Origin of the sequence: Brevibacterium sp. 91QC2O2 (assembly GCF_024580695.1) — a bacterium.
Taxonomy (GTDB): Bacteria; Actinomycetota; Actinomycetes; order Actinomycetales; family Brevibacteriaceae; genus Brevibacterium; species Brevibacterium moorei.
In genome coordinates, this window is the sequence record NZ_JANIJY010000021.1 from 16,579 (window position 1) to 39,031 (window position 22,453).

The following is a 22,453-nucleotide window of genomic DNA, read 5'->3' on the forward strand; positions in this document are numbered from 1 at the left end:
GCGTCCGGCACGGGCCTCAGCCCCTGTCCACCCGCCAGTCGATCGGCGCGCTGCCCTGCTGCTCCAGCAGTCCGTTCGCCCGGCTGAAGGGCCGAGAGCCGAAGAACCCGCGGGAGGCCGACAGCGGCGAGGGATGGGGCGAGGTGATGGTCGGGACGCCCGGTAGCTGCGGGGCCAGGGACTGTGCATCGCGTCCCCACAGGATCGCCACGAGTGGGCCCCCGCGCTCCACCAGCGCGGCGATCGCCGCATCGGTGATCGCCTCCCAGCCACGGCCCCGATGAGACGCGGGCTTACCGGGGCGCACGGTCAGGCACCTGTTGAGCAGCATGACGCCCTGCTCGCTCCAGGCGGACAGATCGCCGTGTGCGGCCGGGGCGATACCCAGATCGTCGTTCAGCTCCCGGTAGATGTTGTTCAGCGACCGGGGGATCGGCCTGACGTGTGGATCGACCGCGAAGGACAGGCCTATCGGATGGCCCGGGGTCGGATAGGGGTCCTGCCCGACGATGAGCACGCGGACGTCCGCCAGAGGAGCGCGGAAGGCGCGGAACACGTTCGCTCCCGCCGGCAGATAGCCCCGGCCGGCGGCGTTCTCGGCGCGCAGGAAGTCGCCCATCGCATGGATCCGCTCGGCGACCGGGGCCAGTGCACGGGCCCAATCGGGGGCCATGATGTTGTCCAAGGGGGCATCGTCCATACGCCCAGCCTACTGGCCGTGTGCACAGGCCGTGTGCGCCGGTGCCGTGTCGTGGACGGGCCCGCGGCGTGGCGCGGGCCACTGTGATCCGGCTAGTCTGAGAGGTGGGTCCCATCCCCGGCCCCGCCGGGTCCGGACGGGCCCGCTCACAGAACATCCGGGCGCACGGGCGCCCGCTGAGAGGAGACGAGTCATGGCCGACTTCCCGGTCAAGCAGGACTGGCAGATGTACATCGGCGGCGAATGGGTCGACGCGGTCGACGGCACCCGGGCCGATGTCATCACCCCGATCGATCGCACCGTCGTCATCGCGACGGTCCCCGAAGGCAAGGATGCCGACGCGGACCGGGCGGTCAAAGCGGCCAGGGCGGCATTCCCCGCCTGGTCCGCCCTGCATTTCAAGGAACGCCAGAAGCTGTTGGTGCGCGCCGCCGACGCGCTCGAGGCGCACGCCGAGGAGCTGGCACAGCTGACCTCGGTCGACACCGGCAACGCACTGCGCACCCAGGCGCGCCCGGAGACCACCATCCTGGTCGACCTGTTCCGCTATATGGGAGGTGTCGCGGGCGAGGTCAAGGGCGATGTGCTGCCCACGGCGCCGGACCAGCTGCACTTCACCCGCCGGGTGCCCCTGGGCGTCGTCGCGGGCATCCTGCCGTGGAATTCGCCGCTGATGATCGCGGCCTTCAAGACCCCGGCCGCCCTGGCGGCGGGCAATACGCTCGTCCTCAAATGCGCCGAGGACGCACCTCTGACGATCCTCAAGATGGCCAGGATCATCGGCGACATCTTCCCCGCCGGCGTGCTCAACGTCGTCACGGGCAAGGGCTCCGTGATCGGCGAGGCCCTGACCACCCACCCGGACGTCGACAAGGTCTCGTTCACCGGTTCGACCCGCGTGGGCAAGCACGTGGCGGAAGTCGCCGGCGCCCGGCTGGCGCACTCCTCGATGGAGCTCGGCGGCAAGAGCCCGAATATCGTGTTCCCCGATTCGAACGACGACTACACGCTGTCCCAGGTGCTGTTGTCCACCCGCTTCGCCCGCCAGGGACAGTCCTGCACCATGGGCTCGCGGCTGTTCCTGCACGAGGACATCTACGATGACTTCCTGGCCAAGCTGGTCGCCGAGGTCGCGCAGATGAAGGTCGGCGATCCGCGGGAGGAGTCCACGGACATCGGCTGCGTGATCAACCAGAAGCAGTTCGACCAGATCACGAACTACATCGAGATCGGCAAGTCGATGCCCGGCGTCGACATCGCCTATGATGGCGAGGCCGACATGGAGGTCGGCGAACCCGGCTTCTACCATGCGCCGGTCATCTTCTCCAAGGCCAAGAACGACTGGCAGACCAGCCGCGAGGAGATCTTCGGCCCGGTCCTGTCGGTCATCCCCTTCTCCACGGAGGAGGAGGTCGTGGCGATGGCCAACGACTCCGATTACGGCTTGGCGGCCTATGTGTTCACCCACGATGTGGACCGCGCCCTGCGTGTGGCGGATGCGATCGAGTCCGGCTGGGTGCAGGTCAACCAGGGTGGCCCGCAGATCGTCGGTCAGTCCTACGGCGGGATGAAGACCTCGGGCTTCGGCCGCGAGGCATCCCTGGAGGGCATGTTGGAGGGCTTCACACAGATCAAGCAGATCAACGTCCACATCGCACCCCGGGACTGAGCGTAGGGAGTTCGAGCCCCGTCGTTACTGGCAACAGCTGGTAGCGGCGGGGCTCTTTCGTTCCTGATGCCACCCAGCGCATCTGCTACCACCGAAACAGACGAGCGCTACTCAACAAACATCGGAAACCAGTTTCGAATAAACCCTTCCCTTCATGAGTGACTCGCGCTACACTTGAGGTAGGTCAGGAAACCCGAATCGGACAGCAAAGTCCCGTCAGGTTTTACGGCTCGTCTTCCCCGACACAGTCACAACACGCGTGCGCTGAATACTCAGTGCGGCTTATGACAGCAACGTCCGGACCCGGGTCCGGTACAGGAGGAGGGGAGAGAACATGACCATCGATTCCACCCTCCCACGCGCTGGCTCCCCCGATCCGGATGAACCCGTAGGCTCGTCCGGAAACCGTCAGGGCCTGTCGGGAGGTGGTCCGGCTCAGGAACAGGACTCGGTCGATGGTACCGGGGTGTTCGCCCGTCCGGCTGACCCCTTTTTGACTTCTGAAGATTGGGAGCGTCTACAGGAGATCGCTCCGGAACTCGCTGTTGCGGCTGAGGCCCTCACTGGTCTGGGTGCCGGTGTGGGCACGGATCCCAGCCTTGACGCTTCCGACCTGCTCCTGGTGCTCAAGGGAATCGAACACCTCACCCGCGTGACCACCTCGACCGAGGCTGCTGTTCTGGCGCGGGCCGAACACGAGGTGCCCACTGTTGATTATGGTGCGAAGACTCTTCCTGCCCTGTTGACTCGCCTATTGAGGATTGATGGGGCGACCGCGAGGCGGCGGGTGCGGTTCGCACGCGCGATCGGTGCCGGCCGGTCTCTAACGGGTGCCCGCCTGGAACCGGCCTACCCCCATGTTGCCCTCGCCCTGGCGGACGGGGGTGTGTCGGTGGATCAGGCGCAGGCGGTAATCCGGGAGATCGAGAAAATCCCCCGCCAGGTCCGGCACGTCCACCACGCCACGGCCGAGAGACTACTCGTGGACACGGTGCCGAGTGTTGATGTGGACCAGATTCGTGTCCTGGGTACGCGGATTCGAGCCTACCTGGATCCCGATGGACGCTTCGCCGAGGTTCCACCGTTGGTTGATGAGTATCACGTGACCGTGACTCCGCGGAGGAATGGTGCGTGGAATCTGACGGGTCTATTGGATCCGGTGACGGGTGGGAAATTGCATGGGCTCTTGACGAATCGGCAGGAACCCGGAGCGCCGGTGGAGGACGCGACGGGAGCGGGTGCGGGCACGGTTACTGAGGTCGGTGGACTGGATGCGGTTCTTGCCGACACGGTTTGGGGAGAGGGCGCGGGGGTGCCCGGTGGCGGAGCTGAACCCGGGGCTGGGCTCGATGAACCCGGCTGTGACCTGCCGGCTAGCGCGGTGACGGTTGATGGCCGGCCCACGACGCGGGCGGATCATCCGTTTGGGTATCGGGAGCGGCCCGATGGGGCCAGGCGGCATGACATGTTCGCGACCTTGATTGATCGGGCTGCGGGTTCGGGTCCGCAGGGTGCGGGGATGGCTCTGGTGGTTACGGCGACTGCTGAAGAGTATGCGCAGGGGAAGGCGGAGGTGGAGTCCACTGCCGGTCCCATCCAGATCAAAGATCTGGAGTCACTGTCTCCGTGCGCGCTCGTGTATTTCCAGGCCAACCAGCCGGGTGCCCGGGAAGTCACGGTTCGGAGTGCTAGTCGGTTTGCTACGCGGCGGCAGGTTGAGTTGATTGCTGCTCGTGATCGGGGGTGTACGTTCCCGGGGTGTGATATGCCGGTGGGGTGGTGTGATGCCCACCATATGATCCCCTGGTCCACTGGTGGACCCACGACGGTGGCGAACCTGACGTTGGCGTGCCGGTTCCACCATACGTGGCATGACCAGCATGGGTGGAGGGCCGAGTTGATTGGTGGTTTGCCGGCGTGGATTCCACCCCGGCATATAGATATCGAACAGCGACCCCTATTCCATTCCCGGTTCACGGCTGCCCTGACCGATATCAGTGCCGCACGGAATGCGGAGGGTCTACCGCCGGTGTGGGTGCCTGCGGATTTCTCCCCACCTGACTGGAATGCAGCAGCAGATCCACCCGATCCACCCGATCCGTCGGGAGCATCGGATTCACTGGGCTTGCCTGGTTCGTCCGGGGCACCGGGTTCTGGCACGCCGTGGGGCACTCACGGGTCCTACACTGCCTCAGACAAGGACACGGACAACACCGACGTCCCACCCTTCTGAACTGGGTAAGCAGGCTGTCTCAAACGGGCAGCTCGCAGAAATCAACCTGGAATAGACAGCACAGGGGTTGCCCGTCAGCTCCGTGGTCTCTTTATTTCATGACTAGTGATTTCACGACTAGTGCAGGTTACCCCGACTTCTTCTCCAACCTTCCCCTGGCTGTGGGTACTTTCCCTGATCGTTGGCTGATGGACATTCCCAGAACCGTGTGGTTGAGGGGCGGGCAGCCTCGGGCCGGTTAAACTATCGGGGACGAAGGAGGAAGGTGTGATGGTCGAAGCCGAGAACACTCAAGCCGAGAGCACCCACGGCGCGGCAGCGTGCAGTGGGCTGACGGACTTCGAAGCCGCGGTGCTCGAGTTCGAAGCGCAGTGGCCCGTGTACTCCGGAGCTAAGGACAGGGCCATCCGGGAAAGTTTCGACCTGGGTGCGGCCGACTACTTCCAAGCCCTGGGCGCACTGCTCGACGACCCCCGCGCCTACATCGCAGATCCCATTCTGATCAAACGGCTGCGCCGGATCCGTGACACCCGACAGCACGGCCGTGCCGCCCACCGAATCGCAAAGTAGGAACATGACGCATCAGTATCCCGAGGACGAGTTCGACAACCTGCAACCGGTGTCGAAGAAGGGTGCGCACCGCCGCCCCGCAGGCCCCCTGAGCCAGGGCGCGGCGATCACCCTGGTGACCGTCCTGGCCATCGTCGCCCTCCTGCTGGTCGGCGGGACGATCAACATCATCAAGCGCTCCGCCGGTGATCCGGAGACGGTCGCGGAACAGGGCGCCGCCGCCGATGCGACCCAGGGCGATGACGGCAAGGACGGCGACGGTAAGGACGAGAAGTCACAGGGGGGATCGGCATCGAGCGCGCCGACCTCCGGTGAGTCGTCCGAACCCACGGCGACCGGGGACTCGGACGTCGACAAGTCGGATATCGAGGTCGGGGTGTTCAATGCCTCGGGCAAGACCGGGGCTGCCGCCAAGCTCAAGTCGACCCTGGAGAACCGGGGGTGGACGGTCACCTCGACGGGCAACCAGTCCTCGGCGTCGAAGAGCACAACCGTGTACTACAAGGAGTCCTCGAACGAGGAGGCCGCGCAGACCCTGGCCGAGGAGATCGGCGCCACGGAGACCAAACAGTCGACCCGTTTCAGCACTGATCTGGCAGTTCTTCTCTGTACCGATCTGGCTGAGTGACAGGGCGGCTCCCACACGATTTCGCAACAATCCGGCAGTCTCATTGCAGCTTTGTCATAAAAGCCGCCACCGACGGGTAATGGCCCTACGGGTGAACTATGGTGGACACCGTCGTGCGGCCGATCCTGACCGTGCGGCTTGTATCAGAGCAATAATGGAGTCATCATGACGCAAGGCACAGTCAAGTGGTTCAACGCCGAAAAGGGCTACGGTTTCATCACCGTCAACGGCGCTGACGACGACGTTTTCGTCCACCACACCCAGATCCAGATGGACGGATACCGGTCGCTTGCCGAGGGCCAGGCCGTTGAGTTCGAGATCGGTGAGGGCAGCAAGGGTCCGCAGGCGGAGAACGTCACGCCGCTGTGATCGACGGTCGATCACCGGACTTTCGGTCCCGCTGAACCGTGTGGGGCGGAACATCCTGGGGATGTTCCGCCCCACTGGTCATTCACGCTTTCATCCCGCGGCGAAATCGAGCGCGTTCCGCGGCCAGGATTTTGCACTCTCCCGGTGAGAGTGCTAAATCTATAGGTGGTGAAAGCCATCATCGTGGGTAGTGGCTGCGGGTGTCTGTGGAAGGGAAACAGGCATTCAGTAGTCGGCCGTCGCGGGCGCCGGCGATGAGGGTTCAACAATCCACCCCGTACAGGGAGGACGCTAGCCACCATGGCAAAGCTCATTGCATTCGACGAAGAAGCGCGTCGTGGCCTCGAAACCGGTCTGAACACCTTGGCTGACGCAGTCAAGGTCACGCTCGGACCGCGCGGCCGCAACGTCGTGCTGGAAAAGAAGTGGGGCGCACCGACCATCACCAACGATGGTGTGTCCATCGCCAAGGAGATCGAGCTCGAGGATCCGTACGAGAAGATCGGCGCGGAACTCGTCAAGGAAGTCGCCAAGAAGACCGACGACGTCGCAGGTGACGGCACCACGACCGCCACCGTCCTGGCCCAGGCGCTGGTCCGCGAGGGCCTGCGCAACGTCGCAGCCGGAGCCGATCCGGTCGGCCTGCGCCGGGGCATCGAGAAGGCTGTCGCGGCCGTGACCGCGACCCTGCTCGACTCCGCCAAGGAAATCGAGACCAAGGAACAGATCGCAGCCACCGCGGGCATCTCCGCCGGCGATCCGGCGATCGGTGAGCTGATCGCCGAGGCGATCGACAAGGTCGGCAAGGAAGGCGTCGTCACCGTCGAGGAGTCGAACACCTTCGGCCTGGAGCTGGAGCTCACCGAGGGCATGCGCTTCGACAAGGGCTACATCTCCGGTTACTTCGTCACCGATACGGAACGCCAGGAGACCGTTCTGGAGGATCCCTACATCCTGATCGCCAACTCGAAGATCAGCAATGTGAAGGACCTGCTGCCCGTCCTGGAGAAGGTCCAGCAGTCGGGCAAGCCGCTGCTGATCATCGCCGAAGACGTCGAGGGCGAAGCCCTGGCGGTTCTGGTGGTCAACAAGATCCGTGGCACCTTCAAGTCCGTGGCCGTCAAGGCACCGGGCTTCGGTGACCGCCGCAAGGCGCAGCTGGCCGATATCGCCATCCTCACCGGTGGCCAGGTCATCGCCGAAGAGGTGGGCCTGAAGCTCGAGAACGCCACCGTGGATCTGCTGGGCACCGCCCGCAAGGTCGTCATCACGAAGGACGAGACGACGATCGTCGAAGGTGCCGGCGACTCCGAGGAGATCGCGGGCCGCGTGGCCCAGATCCGTGCGGAGATCGAGAACACCGACTCCGACTACGACCGTGAGAAGCTCCAGGAGCGCCTGGCCAAGCTGGCCGGCGGCGTGGCCGTCATCAAGGCCGGTGCCGCCACCGAGGTCGAGCTCAACGAGCGCAAGCACCGCATCGAGGACGCGGTGCGCAATGCGAAGGCGGCTGTGGAAGAGGGCATCGTCGCCGGCGGCGGCGTTGCCCTGATCCAGGCGGGCGCCTCGGCGTTCGACACGCTCGAACTGACCGGCGACGAGGCCACCGGTGCTGCGATCGTCAAGGTCGCCATTGAGGCCCCGCTCAAGCAGATCGCGACGAATGCGGGCCTGGAGCCCGGCGTCGTGGCCGAAAAGGTCCGCACGCTGCCCATCGGACACGGCCTCAACGCCGCGACCGGCGAGTACGTGGATCTGCTGGGAGCCGGCATCAACGACCCGGTCAAGGTCACCCGTTCCGCGCTGGAGAACGCGGCATCGATCGCAGGCCTGTTCCTGACGACCGAGGCCGTCGTGGCCGATAAGCCGGAACCCGCGGCCCCCGCCGCGGATCCGACAGGCGGCATGGGCGGCATGGACTTCTGAGTCCGATCCACCCAGTACCGACAACCGGCGGCGCACCCCGATCACAGGGTGCGCCGCCGGTTGTCTTCCAGGGCTCTACCCGGTCCGGGGACAGCAGGGTTTCAGTGCGCGCACAGACTCCCACTCCATAATTGAAGGCGTCGGATCAATCAGCTTGTATCGGGAGTAGTATCCATGGGGTTTGTCTTTCTCCTCATCCTCGCCATCATCGGCGTGGGGTTCTTCTGGTCGTCGCACAAGGAGAAGCAGCGCCGGGTGGCCCAGCAGGCCGAAGAACTCGACATGGTCAGGCGGACCGCTGAAGAGGATGTCACCCAGTTCGGCGAACTAGTCGCAGATCTTGACATCGTCACCGCGGGCGTCCAACTGGACGAAGGTGGCAGGCAGGACTACAAGCGGGCTCTGGAAGCCTACGACACCGCCAAGAACACTCTGGAGGCGGTACAACGGCCCGAGGACATCGCGCATGTGACGCAGGCGCTGGAGGACGGCCGCTACGCCGCCAGCTGCGTGCGCGCCAGGGTCGAGGGCAGGCCACTGCCAGTGCGTCGCCCACCCTGTTTCTTCAACCCCCAGCACGGCCCAAGCGTCGAAGACGTCGACTGGGCTCCGGCGGGTGGGCGGTTGCGTCCCGTGCCGGTATGCGCGGCCGATGCCGAACGCCTGGCAGTGGGCGCCGAACCCGCCGTGCGCAAGGTACCGGGGGCGGATGGCTATTCCCGGCGCGCCTACTGGGAGGCGGGCCCCGCCTACGCCCAGTACAACCGCGGCTACTTCAACGGCTATGCCGGTTCGGGCATGCTGCCAGGGGTACTGATGGGCGCGATGCTCATGGGCGGTATGGGACACGCCTTCGGCCCGATGGGCTGGGACCAGCAGGAGATGATGGCCGACGGTGACTTCGGTCAGGACATCACCGGCGGAGCCGATATGGGCGGAGACCTCGGCGGTGGGGACTTCGGTGGGGATATGGACTTCGGAGACTTGTTCTAGCCCCTCTGCCCGGTCTGGGATCTTCGCCCCGGCCCCTTTGGACTTGTTGTGCCGGCGGCGGACTAGACTGGAGGACCATGGAAACCGTAGAGATCCGCGATGACAGTATCCGCCTGGGCCAGCTCCTGAAACTCTCCGGCATTGTCGAGGACGGGGCCATGGCCAAACAGCTCATCGCCGATGGGCAGGTCAGCGTAGATGGTCGCACGGAGACCCGCCGGGGTGCGACGATTCACCCGGGCGCCACTGTGGAACTCATGGGGGAGTCCTTCACCGTGGCCCGCGCCTGACACCGGCCCGGGCGCCGCAGAGGACGCACCGGGCCCCGTTGTGACGGAGATCGGGAACCTTATAGTGAGTCGGTCAGTCCCGGAGCGTCCCACACCGGTGACCACTTGGACAGATCGTCCTCGAATCGCAGATCGGCGCCGATGGCCGAACGGATGTTGAACTCCACTGCCGTATCGCGCCGGTTCGGTCCCACCTGGACGAAGGGGTAGAAGGTACCGCGCTTGTACAGGTAGACCAGTGCGGCGTTGACCCCGGCAGAAGACCGGAAGTACAGGGTGGAGCACAGCAGCATGGGTCCGAATCCCTGGGCCTCGAGGCTGGAATTGACCGCGTGCATATTGGTCACCAGTCCTGGCACGTCGATCTCCGAGGAGGACACGACCTGCCACGTGAAACCGTAACCGTCGTTGACCTGGTGGACGGCCGCGGTCGGGTCGGATTCGATCAGTGCCCGACTCTCTGCTTCGACCTGGGCGAAGGCGCCTCCCTCCACTTGGCGGAACGCCACCCCGGCGAAGCCGGTCGGGGAGAAGTCGGTGGCGGCCTGCAGGGTCAGCGCCGCCGGTGGCAGAGCGAAGAGGTCGTCGAGGTTCGACTGCTTGGGCTTGGATCGGCCCAGCAGTGCGTCGAAGAATCCCATGGGGAGGTCTCTCTTTTCCTACGTCTCGTGTGGTCGGTGTCGGTGCGCGGGCGGTCGGCTCAGCCGCGCTGCGAGAGCTGGCCGGCGATCCGCTGCAGCTGATCGAGCCGCTGCTGCAGGGTGGGGTGGGTGGAGAACAGCTGCTTGACCGAGGAACCGTTGATGGCCGGTGCGAAGGCCAGGTGGTTCGCCGCGGAGACATCACGTAGATCCTGCTGGGGCACCCGCCCCATTTCCCCGGTGATCTTGACCAGGGCCGAGGCCAGGGTGGACGGCTGCCCGGTCAACAGGGCACCGGCCCGATCGGCTGCGAGCTCGCGGTAGCGTGAGAGCACGCGGATGAGGAAGAAGGACAGCGCGTAGACGACCGCTCCGACGACGGTCATCGCCAACATGACGATGGCGGCGTTGTTGTTGCGATCGCCGCCGCGCGATGGTGAGAACATCCAGGCGCGCATCATCAGTCCTGCGACCACGCCGGTGACTCCGGCGACGGTCATCACCGTGACATCGCGGTGGGCCACATGGGACAGTTCGTGGGACAGCACGGCCTCGACCTCGGCCGGTTCCAGGGTCTCCAGCAGCCCACGGGTCACACAGACGACCGAGTGGTTGGGGCTGCGGCCCGTGGCGAAGGCGTTGGCGACGGGCGAGTCGGAGTACGCCACCCGGGGCTTGGGCATATCGGCCAGTTGGCACAGGCGATCGACCATGAGATGGAGTTCAGGTGCCTGCTGCTGGCTGACCTCGTGGGCGCCCATGGAGCGCATCGCGATGGAGTCGGAGAGATACCACTGGAAGAAGAAGGCGCCGCCGCTGATGAGCACGGCGATGATCACCCCACCGGTGCTGCGTCCCAGGATCGCCCAGATCGCCAGGATGAGGATGACGTAGATGAGTCCGTTGAGGAACAGGCTCAGCCCCATGCGGAAGCTCAGTCCGCGGTCCTTGACGAAACGATTGGCGGCCATGGTGGTTGCTCCCTGTGCTGCGAGGTGGTGCGAAATGGGGTGCCGACGGCCCGGCGGGACGAACCCGCTGGGCGGCCGGCCCCGACTCAGACGATGTTGGGGATGAAGCCCTCACCCGTGAGGAGCTCGCGGATCTGCTCCAGGGTGGCGTCCGGGAACGGGATGACGATGTCGGAGGGCCCCAGGTAGTCATCGGGGACCGGCTTGGCGTGCTCCAGAATGAAGGTGCGCAGGGCGTGCAGGGTGTCCGTCACGGCCTGTTCGTCTCCGGAGTCGACTGCGGCCTCGACCCGGTCGTCATAGTTCTGCAGGGCGGCCTGTTCGACTTCCGCAACGTCGAACTGTCCTTCGCCCATGATGCGCACGATCATTTCGCATCCCCCTGCGCCGGTGCATCCTGTGCGGCCTCGTCGGTCAGCTGTCCCTGGCCGGCAGAGCCCCCGCCGGGCAGGGATTCGCGCATCCGGGCGAGCTCGGTCTCCACATCCGAGGCCGAGGACATGGCCTCGAGCTGGGATTCGATGTCATCGCGCGGCGCGCCGCCGACCGAATCGTCGAGCACGCCGGAGGCGATGAGTTCGTCCACGGCGCCGGCCCTGGCCTGCAGCTGCTGTGTCTTGTCCTCGGCGCGCTGGATCGCCATGCCCACATCGCCGAATTCCTCGGAGATACCGGAGAAGGCCTCCCCGATCTGCGTCTGCGCCTGGGCCGCGGTGTAGTTGGCCTTGATGGTCTCCTTCTTCGTCCGGAAGGAATCGACCTTGGCCTGCAGGCGCTGGGAGGCCAGCGACAGCTTCTGCTCTTCGCCCACCAGCTGTTCGTGCTGGGCCCCCAGATCCGCGATCTGAGAATCCAGTCCCGACTTGCGGGTCAGGGCTTCGCGGGCCAGATCCTCGCGGCCCATCTCGAGTGCCTTCTGCGCCTGCCCCTGGAGCTTGGACTGCTGTGCCTGCAACTGGTTGATCTGCAGTTCCAGGCGCTTACGGCTGGTGGCCACATCGGCTACGCCACGGCGTACCTTCTGCAGCAGTTCGAGCTGCTTCTTATACGAGTAGTCAAGGGTTTCATTGGGGTTCTCGGCCTTGTCGAGGACCTTGTCTGCCTTGGCCCCGAAGATCGTGCCGATCCGCTTGAAAATGCCCATGGGTGCGAGTCTCCTTTGGCGGGTGGACCGGCCGGGACGCGGAATTCCCGCACCCCGGCCGGAGTGCTTTGCTCAAGCCTACTGGCCCACCCTGGAAATTTCCCGCAGGATCAGCCGGTGAACATCCGGGCGGTGGCCAGTTCGACCTCGGCGTATTGTCGCCCGGCCTGTTGCAGTGCCGCCTGAATGCGCTCGAGCGAACCGTGCACCTGTTTCTGCACCCCCTCCCACTCGTGTGCCAATTGTTGGAAATTCGCCGCCGCGCTGCCCTGCCAACAGTCGCCCAGGGCATTCAACTGCCGCATCAGCGCATCCACCTGGCCGCCGAGGTTACCTGCCGTTGTGGTAGCGATCCCGGCCGCCGCGAGTACTCTGTCCGAATCGACCTGGAATGTCGACATGATCCGCTCCTTCCCCTTTGAGTCGTCCCGTGAAACGGGGCGGGCGGGTATCCCCACCGATTCCATCCTGTGGGCCGGCCGACGGGCGGACAAGACACAGCTGCCCGCCTGTGGACAAGATCTGCCTGTCCACAGGCGGGCCGCTGCACGGTCGTGCCGGCATCCACAGCCTGCGGCTCGGCGGTCGGGGCGGCTGCGGGCCGGCTGTGATCCGTGGCCGGTGTGCCTACTGCATCGCCAGCTTCACGGACACCTGCCGGGTGGAGTCACCGCGGATCACCGTCAGCTCCATCGGCCGGTCGGTGCCGTGCGCGCGCACCAGGGCCTGCAGGGAGACGTTCGAGTTCACCGGGGTGCCGTCGGCCGCGATGATCGAGTCGCCCTTGCGCAGCCCGGCCTTGGCCGCGGGAGAGCCCCCCTGGACCGATTCGACATTGGCGGCACCTCTGCCGATCCCGCCCTGTTTGACCGTTCCGTTGACGATGGTCACGCCCAGGAAGGGATGTTTGGCAGAACCCGTGGAGATGAGCTGATCGGCGATACTGGTCGCCTGGTTGATCGGCACGGCGAAGCCGATGCCGATCGAACCGCTCTGTCCGGACGATCCCGCCCCGGCGTTCAGCGAGGCCGCCGCGGAATTCACCCCCACCACTCTGCCCGCTCCGTCGACCAGGGGCCCGCCGGAGTTGCCCGGGTTGATTGCGGCATCGGTCTGGATGGCGTTGGAGATGGTGGTCTCCGAATCCTGCGACCGGGACTGCGGGTCGTCGTTCTGGCTCGTGGCCACCGGGCGGTTGAGCGCTGAGACGATGCCGGTGGTCACGGTATCGGCCAGACCCAGCGGGTTGCCCAGCGCCATCACCGGTTGACCGACCTTGAGGGAACCGGAATCCCCGACATTCAAGGGCGCGATGTCTTTGGGCTTGTCGGCGATGGCGAGCACGGCGATATCGGTCAATGGATCGCGGCCCACGATCTTGGCTCCGACCGTGTCCCCATTGGTGAAGACGACCTGGACTTCGCCACCGGGGCCGGCGGCGTCTGCGACGACGTGGTTGTTGGTGATGACGTGGCCGCCGTCCTTGTAGACGAAGCCGGAGCCCAGCCCGGAGAGCTGGCCGTTCTTGCCGACCTGGATGGCGACGACGGATTTGGAGGCGTCCTGGGAGATCTTCGTCCAGTTGGGCGTCTCCACGGTTGCCGACTGGCTCTCGGCCGTGTTGTCGGTGGTGAGCTTGTCGATGCCCACTGCACCGGCTCCGCCGACCAGGGCGCCCAACACCGCTGCGGCCGCGGCGATTCCCAGGACCGCGCCCCAGCCCGGCCCGCGGCGCGGCTTGCGCGGGGGCGTCGGCGGCATGCTCGGCGGCGACGAGGGGGGCGGTGGCACCTGTGCGGGCGGCTGCCCGCCGTAGGGCTGGGAGCCGTAGGCGTATCCGCCCTGCCAGTCCTGGCCGTCGCCTCCGAAGTATTGCTGGCTCATGCCTCGTCCTTTCTCATGGTGTCGTGTCCGCCGCCCACCGGCAGGTCGACGCGGAAGGTGGCGCCGCCGCCCGGGGTGTCGAGCACCGAGATCCGGCCCCGGTGGTTCTCCACGATCGCCTTGACGATCGACAGGCCCAATCCCGACCCTCCGGTGTCGCGGGTGCGTGAAGCGTCCACCCGGTAGAAGCGCTCGAAGATCTTCTTGGCGTCCTCCCGGCTGATTCCCTCGCCATGGTCGCGGATCTCCAGCCGGGCCCAGCCGGCCGGGATCTGTGCGGCCGGGGTGGCTCCTCCGGCCGGTCGCTGATCGCCGGTGCCCTGCTTGCCCGTATTCTGCCGAGAGCCCCACTTGCCCAAAATGGCGGTGTTCTTCGAGCCCTGCTTGGGGGCCTTCGGCTTGGCGGTGGGCCGGGGCGGAGCCTGGACGGCTGGCGCGCCGGCCCCGCCCCGGGGTCCGGCGGACCCTGGGCGCGGCCCGGATCCATCCGCCGGCCCCCGGCCCGTGGGGTCGAGGGTGCCGATGGCGAATTCGATGGCGGTTCCGCCGGGGGTGTGCCGGACGGCGTTGGCGGCCAGATTGACGATGACCTGCCGCAGTTTGGCCTCATCGCCGAGCACCGGCGGGATCGGCTGGGCATCACCGCCGTCGAGGCCGATGAAGCTGATATCGCGGTCCGGCGCCTGGGCCACGGCGTCCGCTGCGGCGTCCTGCATGATCCGACCCACGTCGACGGGGCCGGTCTCCTGCGGCCGGTGTTCGTCCAGCCTGGCCAGTGCGACCAGGTCCTCGACCAGTACGCCCATCCGCTTGGCCTCGGATTCGATGCGCTCCATGGCCATTCCGACCTGTTCGTCCGTGCGCAGTGCACCCTGTCGGTACAGTTCGGCATAGCCGCGGATGGTCACCAGCGGGGTTCGCAGTTCGTGCGAGGCGTCGGAGACGAACTGGCGCATCTTCTTCTCGGACTGGGTTCTGCCGTCGAATGAGGTCTCGATCTGGCCCAGCATCGTGTTCAGCGATTTGGACAGTCGGCCCAGCTCCGTACCGGGTGGATACTCCGTGACGCGCTGGGTGAGGTCTCCTGCGGCGATCCGACCGGCGGTGGTCTCGATGTCCTTGAGTGGCCTGAATGTGTTGGTGATGGCGAAGTACCCCACCCCGGCCACGATCGCCATGGCCAACAGGCCTATGCCCAGACTGGAGTTGCGTGCATAGGTGGTGATCTGGTCGACGTCACGGTCGAAGGGGATCGCCACCGCCACGTTGAAATCGGTCTTGTTCACCCCCAGGGCCACAACGCGCCACTGCCCCCTGCTGCCGTTGACGGTGAAGGGACGCCCGCCCTGCGACTCGACGGTCTTGTCGTCGACGGCCGGTAGGCTGGGCACATTGTCGCTGTCCGGGCCGACCGGTTTGAATGCCCGCTGCCCCCGTGCATCGTAGAACTGCACATAGTAGTTCGCCGGCAGCAGCTTGCGCAGCGAGTCGGCCGTGACCCCGTTCTGCGAATCCGCGGCGGCCAACGGGGGATTGGCGAAGACCTCGTTGGCCGCCTGCTGGGCCAGAGCCTGGGCGGCTGACTGCAGGCGGTCGTCCGTGCGACTGATGAGGCTGCCGCGCAGGTTCTCCAGAACCCATGCGCTGGTGCCAGTGAGCACCAACAGCAGCAGCGCCATCATGATCGTCAGGAGCTTGGCCGTGAGCGACCAGTCCTCCCACACGACGGATCTGCGGCCGCGTGTCTGTCTGACCGGAGAAGAGATGATGGGCCCCGCTCTTCGTTACTTGTCGGTGGTGCGCAGCATGTAACCCACGCCGCGTTTGGTCTGGATCATCGGCGTCCACGTCAGGTCGAGCGGATTGCCCGCCTCATCGGTGGCCGGTGCGGTGTCGACCTTGCGGCGCAGATAGGAGATGTACGATTCGACGATGCCGGTGTCACCGCCGAAGTCGTATTCCCATACGTGGTCGAGGATCTGCGACTTCGACAGCACCCGGTTGGCGTTGAGCATGAGGTAGCGCAGGAGCTTGAATTCGGTGGGGGAGAGGTCGATGAGGATCCCCGCCCGGCGGACCTCGTGCGTGTCGTCGTCGAGTTCGAGTTCGCCCACCGTGATGACGGCCGACTCCTCTTCCTCGATCGAATGGGTTCGGCGCAGCACCGCGCGGATGCGGGCGACGACTTCCTCGAGGCTGAAGGGCTTGGTGACGTAGTCGTCGCCGCCGACGGTCAGGCCGGTGATCTTATCGGAGGTGTCGTCGCGGGCGGTCAGGAAGACCACGGGGATGTGGCGGCCGGCCTGGCGCAGGCGGCGGGTGACCGTGAAGCCGTCCATATCGGGCAGCATCACGTCGAGGACCAACAGGTCCGGTTCGGTGGTTTCGGCCAGCCGCAGGGCCTCGGCGCCGTTGGCGGCGGATTCGACTTCGAATCCTGCGAAGCGCAGGCTGGTGGACAGGAGTTCGCGGATATTGGGTTCGTCGTCGACGACCAGCAGGGTCGCCTCGGGTACCTGGGGGTCTGTTGAGGTGCTCATGCCTCCATGGTGCTCCCTTAGTCTGGAAGTCCCCTGAATGTGATTGTGATCTAAATCATATTATCCGGGCGGTGTTTCCGCGGCGAGCGCCGGTCCCGCCGCGGTCACCGACCGTGGCCTACTTCCAGGCCCAGGTGTTCAGAATCGACTCGGACAGTTCCGCGCGTTGCTCGGCGGAGAAGCCGGTGGGGGTGGAGATCGTGAGGATATGGGCCTTGTCGCCGTGGACCAGGTAGAACTGATCGGCGGCGTACTCGATTCCGGAGACATCCATATTCGCGGAGATGTGGGCGACCTGCTCACCTGCCACGGTGGCGCGCTCGCCGACCTTGACGTCCTTGCCGCCGCCGGCCTGCAGCTGGCCGGGGGCCTGGGACTCGACGTCGTCGGCGGTCAGCTTGGACATTCCGCCGGTGGAGTTGATGTTGAGGTTCGACGCGAAGCCGTCGGTCTTCTTCGAGTCGGCGAAGGCGATATCCGCATTCGCGTTCTTGGCCTTCTTCCAGCCCTTGGGCACGTTGAAGCTGTATTCGGAGCCCTGGTACTTCTCGCCCTCGGCCGTGGCGCCGCCCTGGTCGCCGGCCTGCTGCGAGGCCGCGCCCGCGGGAGCCTGCGAGGCCGCCTGCTCGGCGGGCTTGTCGTCGGTGCCCCCACATGCGCTGAGCAGGAGGGTGGCCGAGGCCAGCAGTGCCGATACCGTTGTCAGTTTCGAATGTCTCAACAATCGACGGTAGCAACGGGCGGCGTACGGCGGCAATGCGGGAACCACGTGATATACGGACGCGCCGGAGGCGAGAGGTTACTCACACCGCGGGGGATTCCCCGCCCCGGGGATTGCCCGTGCCACGGCGGCGGGACTTCAATGGAGGTGACCCCTCCGGCGCCGGTACGACACCGCGTCCATCCTCCTCGTGAAAAGGCCCGCACTCCATGAAACACGGCTTCGCCACCGGCGTGGTCCTGACCCTGTTGTCGAACCTGTGCTTCGCCTTGGCCGGGCCGATCGCCAAGGCCATGTACGCCACGGGATGGACGCCCGGCCCCGTGGTGTTCCTGCGGTTGGCCGGCTGTGCCGCGGTGCTGGCGGTCCCCACCCTGGTGGCCATGCACTCCCGCTGGCACCTGCTGGGCCGTTACTGGAAGGACGTCGTGTCCTACGGGGTCATCTCGATGGCCGGGGTTCAACTGCTGTTCTTCCTGGCCGTCGAACGCATGCAGGTGTCCATCGCACTGCTGTTGGAGATGACGGCGCCCCTGCTCATCGTGTTCTGGCTGTGGATTCGCACAGGGGTGCGGCCGGCGGTGCCGACCCTAGTCGGCATGGTCTGTGCGGTGGCCGGCCTGCTGGTGGTGCTCGACCCGCGCGGCGCCGATCTGAACCTGGTCGGTGTGCTGTTCGCCCTTGGCGCGGCCTGCTGCCTGGCCAGCTTCTTCATGGTCTCGGCCAAATCCGATAATCCGATCCCGCCGATTCCGCTGCTGGGCCTGGGCATGTTCACCGGTGCTCTGCTGGTCCTGGTGGTGTGCCTGAGCAGGGTGATCGACGTGGACTACACGACGGCGCCCGTGCACGCGGCGGGTTATGCAGTTCCCTGGTGGCTGGCGATGGCGGCGATCGTCGGGCTGACGGTGGGTGCCTACGCCTTCGGCGTGTGGGGCCTGCGCTACGTCGGCGCGAGCCTGGGCGCCTTCATCAACCTCCTCGAGGTCCCGATCTCCGTGCTGGCCTCCTGGTGGCTGCTGCGTGAACTGCCGCACGCCATCCAGGGCCTCGGGGGAGTGCTGATCCTGGCCGGGGTCGTGTTCATCAAGGTCGGCGAGAACCGGCAGGCCCGCCGGGCGCGCATCGTCGACCTCGGCGATGTCGAGGCGCCGGCCGCGGTCCGTGCCCCCGCCGAGCACCCTGCCCACCGCTGAGCAGACCCGCGGACCGGCCACAGCGGCCGGGCCCGCGGACCGGCCGGAGTCAGCGCAGATTGTCGATCGTGTAGAGATAGCCCTGTTCGGTCAAGAACCGGCGGCGGTGTTCGGCGAAGTGCTCGTCCACGGTGTCCGAGGTGACCACCGTGTAGAAGGTCGCCGCCGAGCGGTCGGCTTTGGGGCGCAGGATCCGGCCGAGTCGCTGGGCCTCCTCCTGCCGGGACCCGAAGGATCCGGACACCTGGATGGCGACCGAGGCGCTCGGCAGGTCCACGGAGAAGTTCGCCACCTTGCTGACCACCAGGACGGTCAGCTCGCCCGACCTGAAATCGGCGTACAGCCGCTCGCGTTCGCCCTCCGGGGTCCGCCCGGTGAGCACCGGGGCGTCCAGTGCCCGCCCCAGCTCCTCCAGCTGGTCCAGATACTGCCCGATGACCAGGATCTGACTGCCGGCGTGGCGCTTGACCAGGGAGGTGACCGCTTCGATCTTCGACTCCGAGGTCGCCGCCAGCCGGTAGCGGTCCTCGCCGTCGGCCCTGGCATAGGTCGCGCGCATGTCCCGCGGCAGCCGGACCCGCACCTCGTGGCAGGAGGCGGTGGCGATGAAGCCCGCCGCCTCGATCTCCTTCCACGGGGCCTCGAACTGTTTGGGTCCGATCAGGCTGAAGACCTCGTCCTCGCGACCGTCCTCGCGCACCAGGGTGGCGGTCAGGCCCAGTCGACGGCGCGCCTGCAGGCTGGCCGTGAGCCGGAAGACCGGCGCCGGCAGCAGGTGGACCTCGTCGTAGATGACCAGGCCCCAGTCGCGCGCGTCGAGCAGTTCCAAATGCAGATAGGAGCCGCCCCGTCGGGTCGTGAGCACCTGGTAGGTGGCGATCGTGACCGGACGGATCTCCTTGACCGCGCCGGAGTATTCGCCGATCTCGTCCTCGCTCAGGCTGGTGCGCCGCAACAGTTCGGCCTTCCACTGCTTGGCGGAAACCGAATTCGTCACGAGGATCAGGGTGGTCGTATTGACCCGGGCCATGGTCGCGGCCCCCACGATCGTCTTGCCGGCTCCACAGGGCAGCACCACGACACCGGACTCCCCGGCCAGGAAGGAGGTGACGGCCCGCTCCTGGTAATCGCGCAGGTGCCAGTCGCCGGAGTGGGCGTCATCGGACAGCCCGATGCTGTGGGCCTCACCGTCGACGTAGCCGGCGCGGTCGGCCACCGGATGCCCCAGCTTGAGCAGCCGGTGCTTGAGTTCGCCGCGTTCCGAGGGGAACACCGTCGCGGCGCCCTCGTCGATCCGTTTGCCCAGTGCGCCCTGCATATCGGGATGGTCCACCAGGCGTCCCAGCAGTGCCGGGTCGGTGCTGGTCAGGGTCAGGCCGTGCACGGGCGACTGGATGAGCACCAGCACGCCGAAGCGCTCCATCGTCGTGACGATCTCCAGGAGGAGTTCGTGCGGCACCGGGTACTTCGCATAGCGCAGCAGGGTGTCGATGACGGACTCGGCGTCATGGCCCGAGGCCCGCGCATTCCACAGGCCCAGCTGGGTGATCTCGTAGGTGTGCACGTGCTCCGGGGTCTTCGTCAGCTGCGCGAAGGGCGCGATCGAGATCGCAGCCTCCGTGGCCAGCCGGTGGCCGGCCTCCAACAGCAGTGTGCGGTCGGACTGGACGATGAGCGGGCCGTTCACTTCTCGGTTCCCTTCGCAGACGGATTCGGTGTTGTGCCCCCGGGCTCGCCGGCCGGGCGCACCGAGCGGATTCGGGCCAGGGGCAGTGAGACCTCGGAGAGGCCCGCGGCGCCCGCCCGCAGCGGTGCCGGTGCCGCTCCGCGGTGCCCGCGGACCCGCAGGCCGCGCACCCGTCCGGCAGTCACCGCGGTGGGGTACAGGCGCAGCTGGGAGACCTCGCCGGTGTGCGAGACGGTCTCGAGGACGACCTCGGCGCCGGTCGCCGAGGCCTCGCGCAGTCGATCGGCCACCGTCACCGGTGCTGCCGGAGTCCCCGGGGTGCCGGTCGCCCGCTCGGTCAGCAGGGCGGCCTCGAAGTCGCTGAGCTCTCGGTCGCCCACGCGCAGGCTGCGGCGCTTGATCGGCGCGACCGCGGTGATCGGTGCGGGCAGCGTCGTTGTGTGTTCGCTCTGCGCGCCCAGGGTGTGGATGTCGGCGGCGGCCAGCAGCTCGGCCAGTCGTTCCTGACTGACCCTGGCGGTGGCCACCGTCGAGGTGAGCTGTTCGATGCCGGCGGTCAACAGGATCGGCTCGTTGACGATCTGCGTCAGGTCGTCCGGATCGTCGACGACGATGACCGAACGAGCCGGAGCCAGGCGCACCCGGTGCATCCGTGCGGCGGTCTCCTCGATCAGGAACTCCAGGGTCGGGACCAACGGGCCATCCGCGGCCCCTGCGATGAGGGCGAGCACGTCCGCGGCGCTCAGCCCGTCCTCCAGCCCCCGCCGCAGGCTGGCCTCGGTGAACCTGAACACGGTGCCCTGTCCGCGGGTCTCGACATCGGCCACCCGCTCCAGTGCGGTCGCCACGGTGGGTTCCAGGGGCCCTGTGGCGACTGCGGTCAGGTCGGACTGCAGGACGACGGTGCGCTCGAGGGGCGGCAGGAGGCCGGCGACCAGGTCGGTCCAGCCCTGCGGCACCGTGAGCCGCTCGAGGTCGAAGGGCAGCGGGTTGCCCGAGCGCGGCATCGCACCGGCCAGGTGCGCGGCCAGCCGCACTCCCACCGGGGTCAGCCCGAAGGAGTCCGGTCGGGCCAGGGGAGTGGTGACCAGGCCCAGGTACTCGGCCTCGGCCAGGATCTCGGTCAGGACCGGTTCGTCGGCGCTGGGCAGCAGTGGATGGTGCCACGTGAAATCCTCGACGATCGCAGCCGCAGCGGCCGCGAAGCCGCCGCGCGCGCCCAGGGCGTCCAAATCCGTCAGCAGCAGGTACCGGGTCAGTGGCATCACCGGCTGCGAGATCGGGAAACCGGAGAAGGGCGAGGTGGGGCTGTGCCCCAGCGACGATAGCGCGTGGACCACTGCACCGGTGCCATCGCGCCCGGCTACCACCTGGCCCACCTCGACGGGCAGGGCCAGCCACGCCTCGACCACCCGGGCGTAGGCGGCTGCCCGGTCGCCGGCTGCGAAGGACTCGAACACGTTCGTCGGCAACCACACGGGGTCGGCATCGGGTCCGCCGACGCCCAGCAGGCCCAGCCGGCCGGCCAGTTCCAACAGGAGCACGCTGCGGTGGGCCCCCGCGCCGGTGCGCGAGGCGTAGGACATGAGGTCGCGTTTGCCGATCCCGCCCTTGACCAGTTGGGAGGCCGGGCGGGCTGCGACCTCGCGGACCAGCGCCACGATATCGCCCACCACCTGGGCTGCGGCACCGGCCTGCGCGTTGCGGGCAATCGCCTGGGAGACCGGCGCCATGACGGGAGCCCTGGGTGGTTCGGCGTGCAGCCAGGCCGGGGGATTGGACTGGTCCCGTGCGCTCGTGGGCAGCAGGGAGACCGCCTCCGACTGGATGCGCCAGCGCATGGAGGCCGGCTCGGCCGAGTCCTGGGATTCCGCCCCGGCGGGCCAGATCAACGCGGTATCGGCCAATGTGTCGAAGGCCCGCGGATCGAGCCCGGCGGGCAGTTCGTCGAAGGAGACAACGGGCGTCACCCGGGAGCGCACGGCCAGCGCGCAGGCCAACTGGAGGGCTCCGGTGTCCAAGGACTCCAGCCCCCTGGCAACCCCGGCACGGGTTCCGGCGGCGCCGGCGATCCGCTGCGTGTTCGCGGCATCGCGGCGCAGCAGATCGCGCCGCGTGTTCAGGATCGCGCGGAGTCGGGGTTCGGGGCAGTGGGCCAGCCAGGCATTGAACGATTGGAGCGAGGGCACTCGTGACATTTTAGTGCCGCCCGGCCGGATGCGGGATGTGAGATGGCAGGTACGCCCGTACCCGCGGCGGCGGACACCGGGTCCAACCGGTAGACTCGTCTG

At 66.9% G+C, this 22,453-nt stretch carries 21 protein-coding genes; 9 read left to right on the forward strand and 12 right to left on the reverse strand.

The annotated features are described in order from the left end of the window. Window positions 1-16 precede the first annotated feature (16 nt). Complete coding sequence (locus NQ036_RS12575) at window positions 17-700, reverse strand: uracil-DNA glycosylase (protein WP_257059463.1); 684 nt, start codon at window positions 698-700, stop codon at window positions 17-19. 193 nt (window positions 701-893) lie between these two features. Between NQ036_RS12575 and NQ036_RS12580 the strand changes: the two genes are divergently transcribed. The 8 genes from NQ036_RS12580 to NQ036_RS12610 all read left to right on the forward strand — a co-directional run bounded on the left by NQ036_RS12580 (window position 894) and on the right by NQ036_RS12610 (window position 9,378). Further along, the gene (locus NQ036_RS12580; RefSeq protein WP_257047587.1) at window positions 894-2,369 is read left to right on the forward strand and encodes an aldehyde dehydrogenase family protein; all 1,476 of its coding nucleotides are present in this window, start codon (window positions 894-896) and stop codon (window positions 2,367-2,369) included. Window positions 2,370-2,703: 334 nt separating this feature from the next. Next, entirely contained in the window at window positions 2,704-4,602 is a 1,899-nt protein-coding gene (locus tag NQ036_RS15860) for a DUF222 domain-containing protein (protein ID WP_373566593.1), read from the forward strand. Between the two features lie 270 nt (window positions 4,603-4,872). Next, complete coding sequence (locus NQ036_RS12585; protein WP_257059494.1) at window positions 4,873-5,172, forward strand: DUF3263 domain-containing protein; 300 nt, start codon at window positions 4,873-4,875, stop codon at window positions 5,170-5,172. 4 nt (window positions 5,173-5,176) lie between these two features. Further along, complete coding sequence (locus NQ036_RS12590) at window positions 5,177-5,800, forward strand: LytR C-terminal domain-containing protein (protein WP_257047590.1); 624 nt, start codon at window positions 5,177-5,179, stop codon at window positions 5,798-5,800. A 165-nt stretch (window positions 5,801-5,965) separates the two neighbouring features. Beyond that, window positions 5,966-6,169 (forward strand): cold-shock protein, encoded by a 204-nt coding sequence (locus NQ036_RS12595; protein WP_257047591.1) that lies wholly within the window; start codon window positions 5,966-5,968, stop codon window positions 6,167-6,169. A gap of 300 nt (window positions 6,170-6,469) precedes the next feature. Beyond that, window positions 6,470-8,095 (forward strand): chaperonin GroEL, encoded by a 1,626-nt coding sequence (gene groL, locus NQ036_RS12600; RefSeq protein WP_257047592.1) that lies wholly within the window; start codon window positions 6,470-6,472, stop codon window positions 8,093-8,095. Window positions 8,096-8,269: 174 nt separating this feature from the next. After that, a complete protein-coding gene (locus tag NQ036_RS12605; RefSeq protein WP_257059464.1) occupies window positions 8,270-9,088 on the forward strand; it encodes a hypothetical protein in 819 nt (272 codons plus the stop codon). Window positions 9,089-9,165: 77 nt separating this feature from the next. After that, on the forward strand, window positions 9,166-9,378 hold the full coding sequence (locus tag NQ036_RS12610) for an RNA-binding S4 domain-containing protein (protein WP_257047595.1): 213 nt from the start codon (window positions 9,166-9,168) through the stop codon (window positions 9,376-9,378). 59 nt (window positions 9,379-9,437) lie between these two features. Here NQ036_RS12610 and NQ036_RS12615 read toward each other — a convergent pair whose 3' ends face one another. The 9 genes from NQ036_RS12615 to NQ036_RS12655 form a co-directional block, all read right to left on the reverse strand. Beyond that, window positions 9,438-10,019 (reverse strand): hypothetical protein, encoded by a 582-nt coding sequence (locus NQ036_RS12615; RefSeq protein ID WP_257047597.1) that lies wholly within the window; start codon window positions 10,017-10,019, stop codon window positions 9,438-9,440. 59 nt (window positions 10,020-10,078) lie between these two features. Continuing rightward, a complete protein-coding gene (gene htpX / locus NQ036_RS12620) occupies window positions 10,079-10,990 on the reverse strand; it encodes a zinc metalloprotease HtpX (protein WP_257047598.1) in 912 nt (303 codons plus the stop codon). Between the two features lie 86 nt (window positions 10,991-11,076). Then, a complete protein-coding gene (locus NQ036_RS12625) occupies window positions 11,077-11,361 on the reverse strand; it encodes a hypothetical protein (protein WP_257059465.1) in 285 nt (94 codons plus the stop codon). Continuing rightward, window positions 11,358-12,134, reverse strand: coding sequence for a PspA/IM30 family protein (locus NQ036_RS12630; RefSeq protein WP_257059467.1), 777 nt, complete (start codon window positions 12,132-12,134; stop codon window positions 11,358-11,360). The genes NQ036_RS12625 and NQ036_RS12630 overlap by 4 nt, the downstream gene beginning before the upstream one ends. A gap of 110 nt (window positions 12,135-12,244) precedes the next feature. Next, the gene (locus NQ036_RS12635; RefSeq protein ID WP_257059470.1) at window positions 12,245-12,535 is read right to left on the reverse strand and encodes a WXG100 family type VII secretion target; all 291 of its coding nucleotides are present in this window, start codon (window positions 12,533-12,535) and stop codon (window positions 12,245-12,247) included. 226 nt (window positions 12,536-12,761) lie between these two features. Beyond that, window positions 12,762-14,018 (reverse strand): S1C family serine protease, encoded by a 1,257-nt coding sequence (locus NQ036_RS12640; protein WP_257059473.1) that lies wholly within the window; start codon window positions 14,016-14,018, stop codon window positions 12,762-12,764. Then, entirely contained in the window at window positions 14,015-15,742 is a 1,728-nt protein-coding gene (locus tag NQ036_RS12645; protein ID WP_373566594.1) for an ATP-binding protein, read from the reverse strand. The genes NQ036_RS12640 and NQ036_RS12645 overlap by 4 nt, the downstream gene beginning before the upstream one ends. A 60-nt stretch (window positions 15,743-15,802) precedes the next feature. Continuing rightward, window positions 15,803-16,558 (reverse strand): response regulator transcription factor, encoded by a 756-nt coding sequence (locus NQ036_RS12650; RefSeq protein ID WP_257047603.1) that lies wholly within the window; start codon window positions 16,556-16,558, stop codon window positions 15,803-15,805. Between the two features lie 118 nt (window positions 16,559-16,676). After that, entirely contained in the window at window positions 16,677-17,279 is a 603-nt protein-coding gene (locus NQ036_RS12655) for a hypothetical protein (RefSeq protein WP_257047604.1), read from the reverse strand. 209 nt (window positions 17,280-17,488) lie between these two features. Between NQ036_RS12655 and NQ036_RS12660 the strand changes: the two genes are divergently transcribed. Next, the gene (locus NQ036_RS12660) at window positions 17,489-18,475 is read left to right on the forward strand and encodes a DMT family transporter (RefSeq protein WP_257047605.1); all 987 of its coding nucleotides are present in this window, start codon (window positions 17,489-17,491) and stop codon (window positions 18,473-18,475) included. 49 nt (window positions 18,476-18,524) lie between these two features. Here the strand turns inward: NQ036_RS12660 and NQ036_RS12665 are convergent, their stop codons facing one another. Both NQ036_RS12665 and NQ036_RS12670 read right to left on the reverse strand, forming a co-directional pair. Beyond that, on the reverse strand, window positions 18,525-20,162 hold the full coding sequence (locus tag NQ036_RS12665; RefSeq protein WP_257059475.1) for a DNA repair helicase XPB: 1,638 nt from the start codon (window positions 20,160-20,162) through the stop codon (window positions 18,525-18,527). After that, window positions 20,159-22,351: a helicase-associated domain-containing protein gene (locus tag NQ036_RS12670; protein WP_257059477.1), complete on the reverse strand. Its 2,193-nt coding sequence runs from the start codon at window positions 22,349-22,351 to the stop codon at window positions 20,159-20,161. The genes NQ036_RS12665 and NQ036_RS12670 overlap by 4 nt, the downstream gene beginning before the upstream one ends. Window positions 22,352-22,453 lie beyond the last annotated feature (102 nt).

Bases quoted from the DNA above. Each gene is read 5' to 3' on its own strand.
- NQ036_RS12575 (WP_257059463.1), bottom strand. From the start codon at position 700: ATGGACGATGCCCCCTTGGACAACATCATGGCCCCCGATTGGGCCCGT.
- NQ036_RS12580 (WP_257047587.1), top strand. From the start codon at position 894: ATGGCCGACTTCCCGGTCAAGCAGGACTGGCAGATGTACATCGGCGGC.
- NQ036_RS15860 (WP_373566593.1), top strand. From the start codon at position 2,704: ATGACCATCGATTCCACCCTCCCACGCGCTGGCTCCCCCGATCCGGAT.
- NQ036_RS12585 (WP_257059494.1), top strand. From the start codon at position 4,873: ATGGTCGAAGCCGAGAACACTCAAGCCGAGAGCACCCACGGCGCGGCA.
- NQ036_RS12590 (WP_257047590.1), top strand. From the start codon at position 5,177: ATGACGCATCAGTATCCCGAGGACGAGTTCGACAACCTGCAACCGGTG.
- NQ036_RS12595 (WP_257047591.1), top strand. From the start codon at position 5,966: ATGACGCAAGGCACAGTCAAGTGGTTCAACGCCGAAAAGGGCTACGGT.
- groL (WP_257047592.1), top strand. From the start codon at position 6,470: ATGGCAAAGCTCATTGCATTCGACGAAGAAGCGCGTCGTGGCCTCGAA.
- NQ036_RS12605 (WP_257059464.1), top strand. From the start codon at position 8,270: ATGGGGTTTGTCTTTCTCCTCATCCTCGCCATCATCGGCGTGGGGTTC.
- NQ036_RS12610 (WP_257047595.1), top strand. From the start codon at position 9,166: ATGGAAACCGTAGAGATCCGCGATGACAGTATCCGCCTGGGCCAGCTC.
- NQ036_RS12615 (WP_257047597.1), bottom strand. From the start codon at position 10,019: ATGGGATTCTTCGACGCACTGCTGGGCCGATCCAAGCCCAAGCAGTCG.
- htpX (WP_257047598.1), bottom strand. From the start codon at position 10,990: ATGGCCGCCAATCGTTTCGTCAAGGACCGCGGACTGAGCTTCCGCATG.
- NQ036_RS12625 (WP_257059465.1), bottom strand. From the start codon at position 11,361: ATGATCGTGCGCATCATGGGCGAAGGACAGTTCGACGTTGCGGAAGTC.
- NQ036_RS12630 (WP_257059467.1), bottom strand. From the start codon at position 12,134: ATGGGCATTTTCAAGCGGATCGGCACGATCTTCGGGGCCAAGGCAGAC.
- NQ036_RS12635 (WP_257059470.1), bottom strand. From the start codon at position 12,535: ATGTCGACATTCCAGGTCGATTCGGACAGAGTACTCGCGGCGGCCGGG.
- NQ036_RS12640 (WP_257059473.1), bottom strand. From the start codon at position 14,018: ATGAGCCAGCAATACTTCGGAGGCGACGGCCAGGACTGGCAGGGCGGA.
- NQ036_RS12650 (WP_257047603.1), bottom strand. From the start codon at position 16,558: ATGAGCACCTCAACAGACCCCCAGGTACCCGAGGCGACCCTGCTGGTC.
- NQ036_RS12660 (WP_257047605.1), top strand. From the start codon at position 17,489: ATGAAACACGGCTTCGCCACCGGCGTGGTCCTGACCCTGTTGTCGAAC.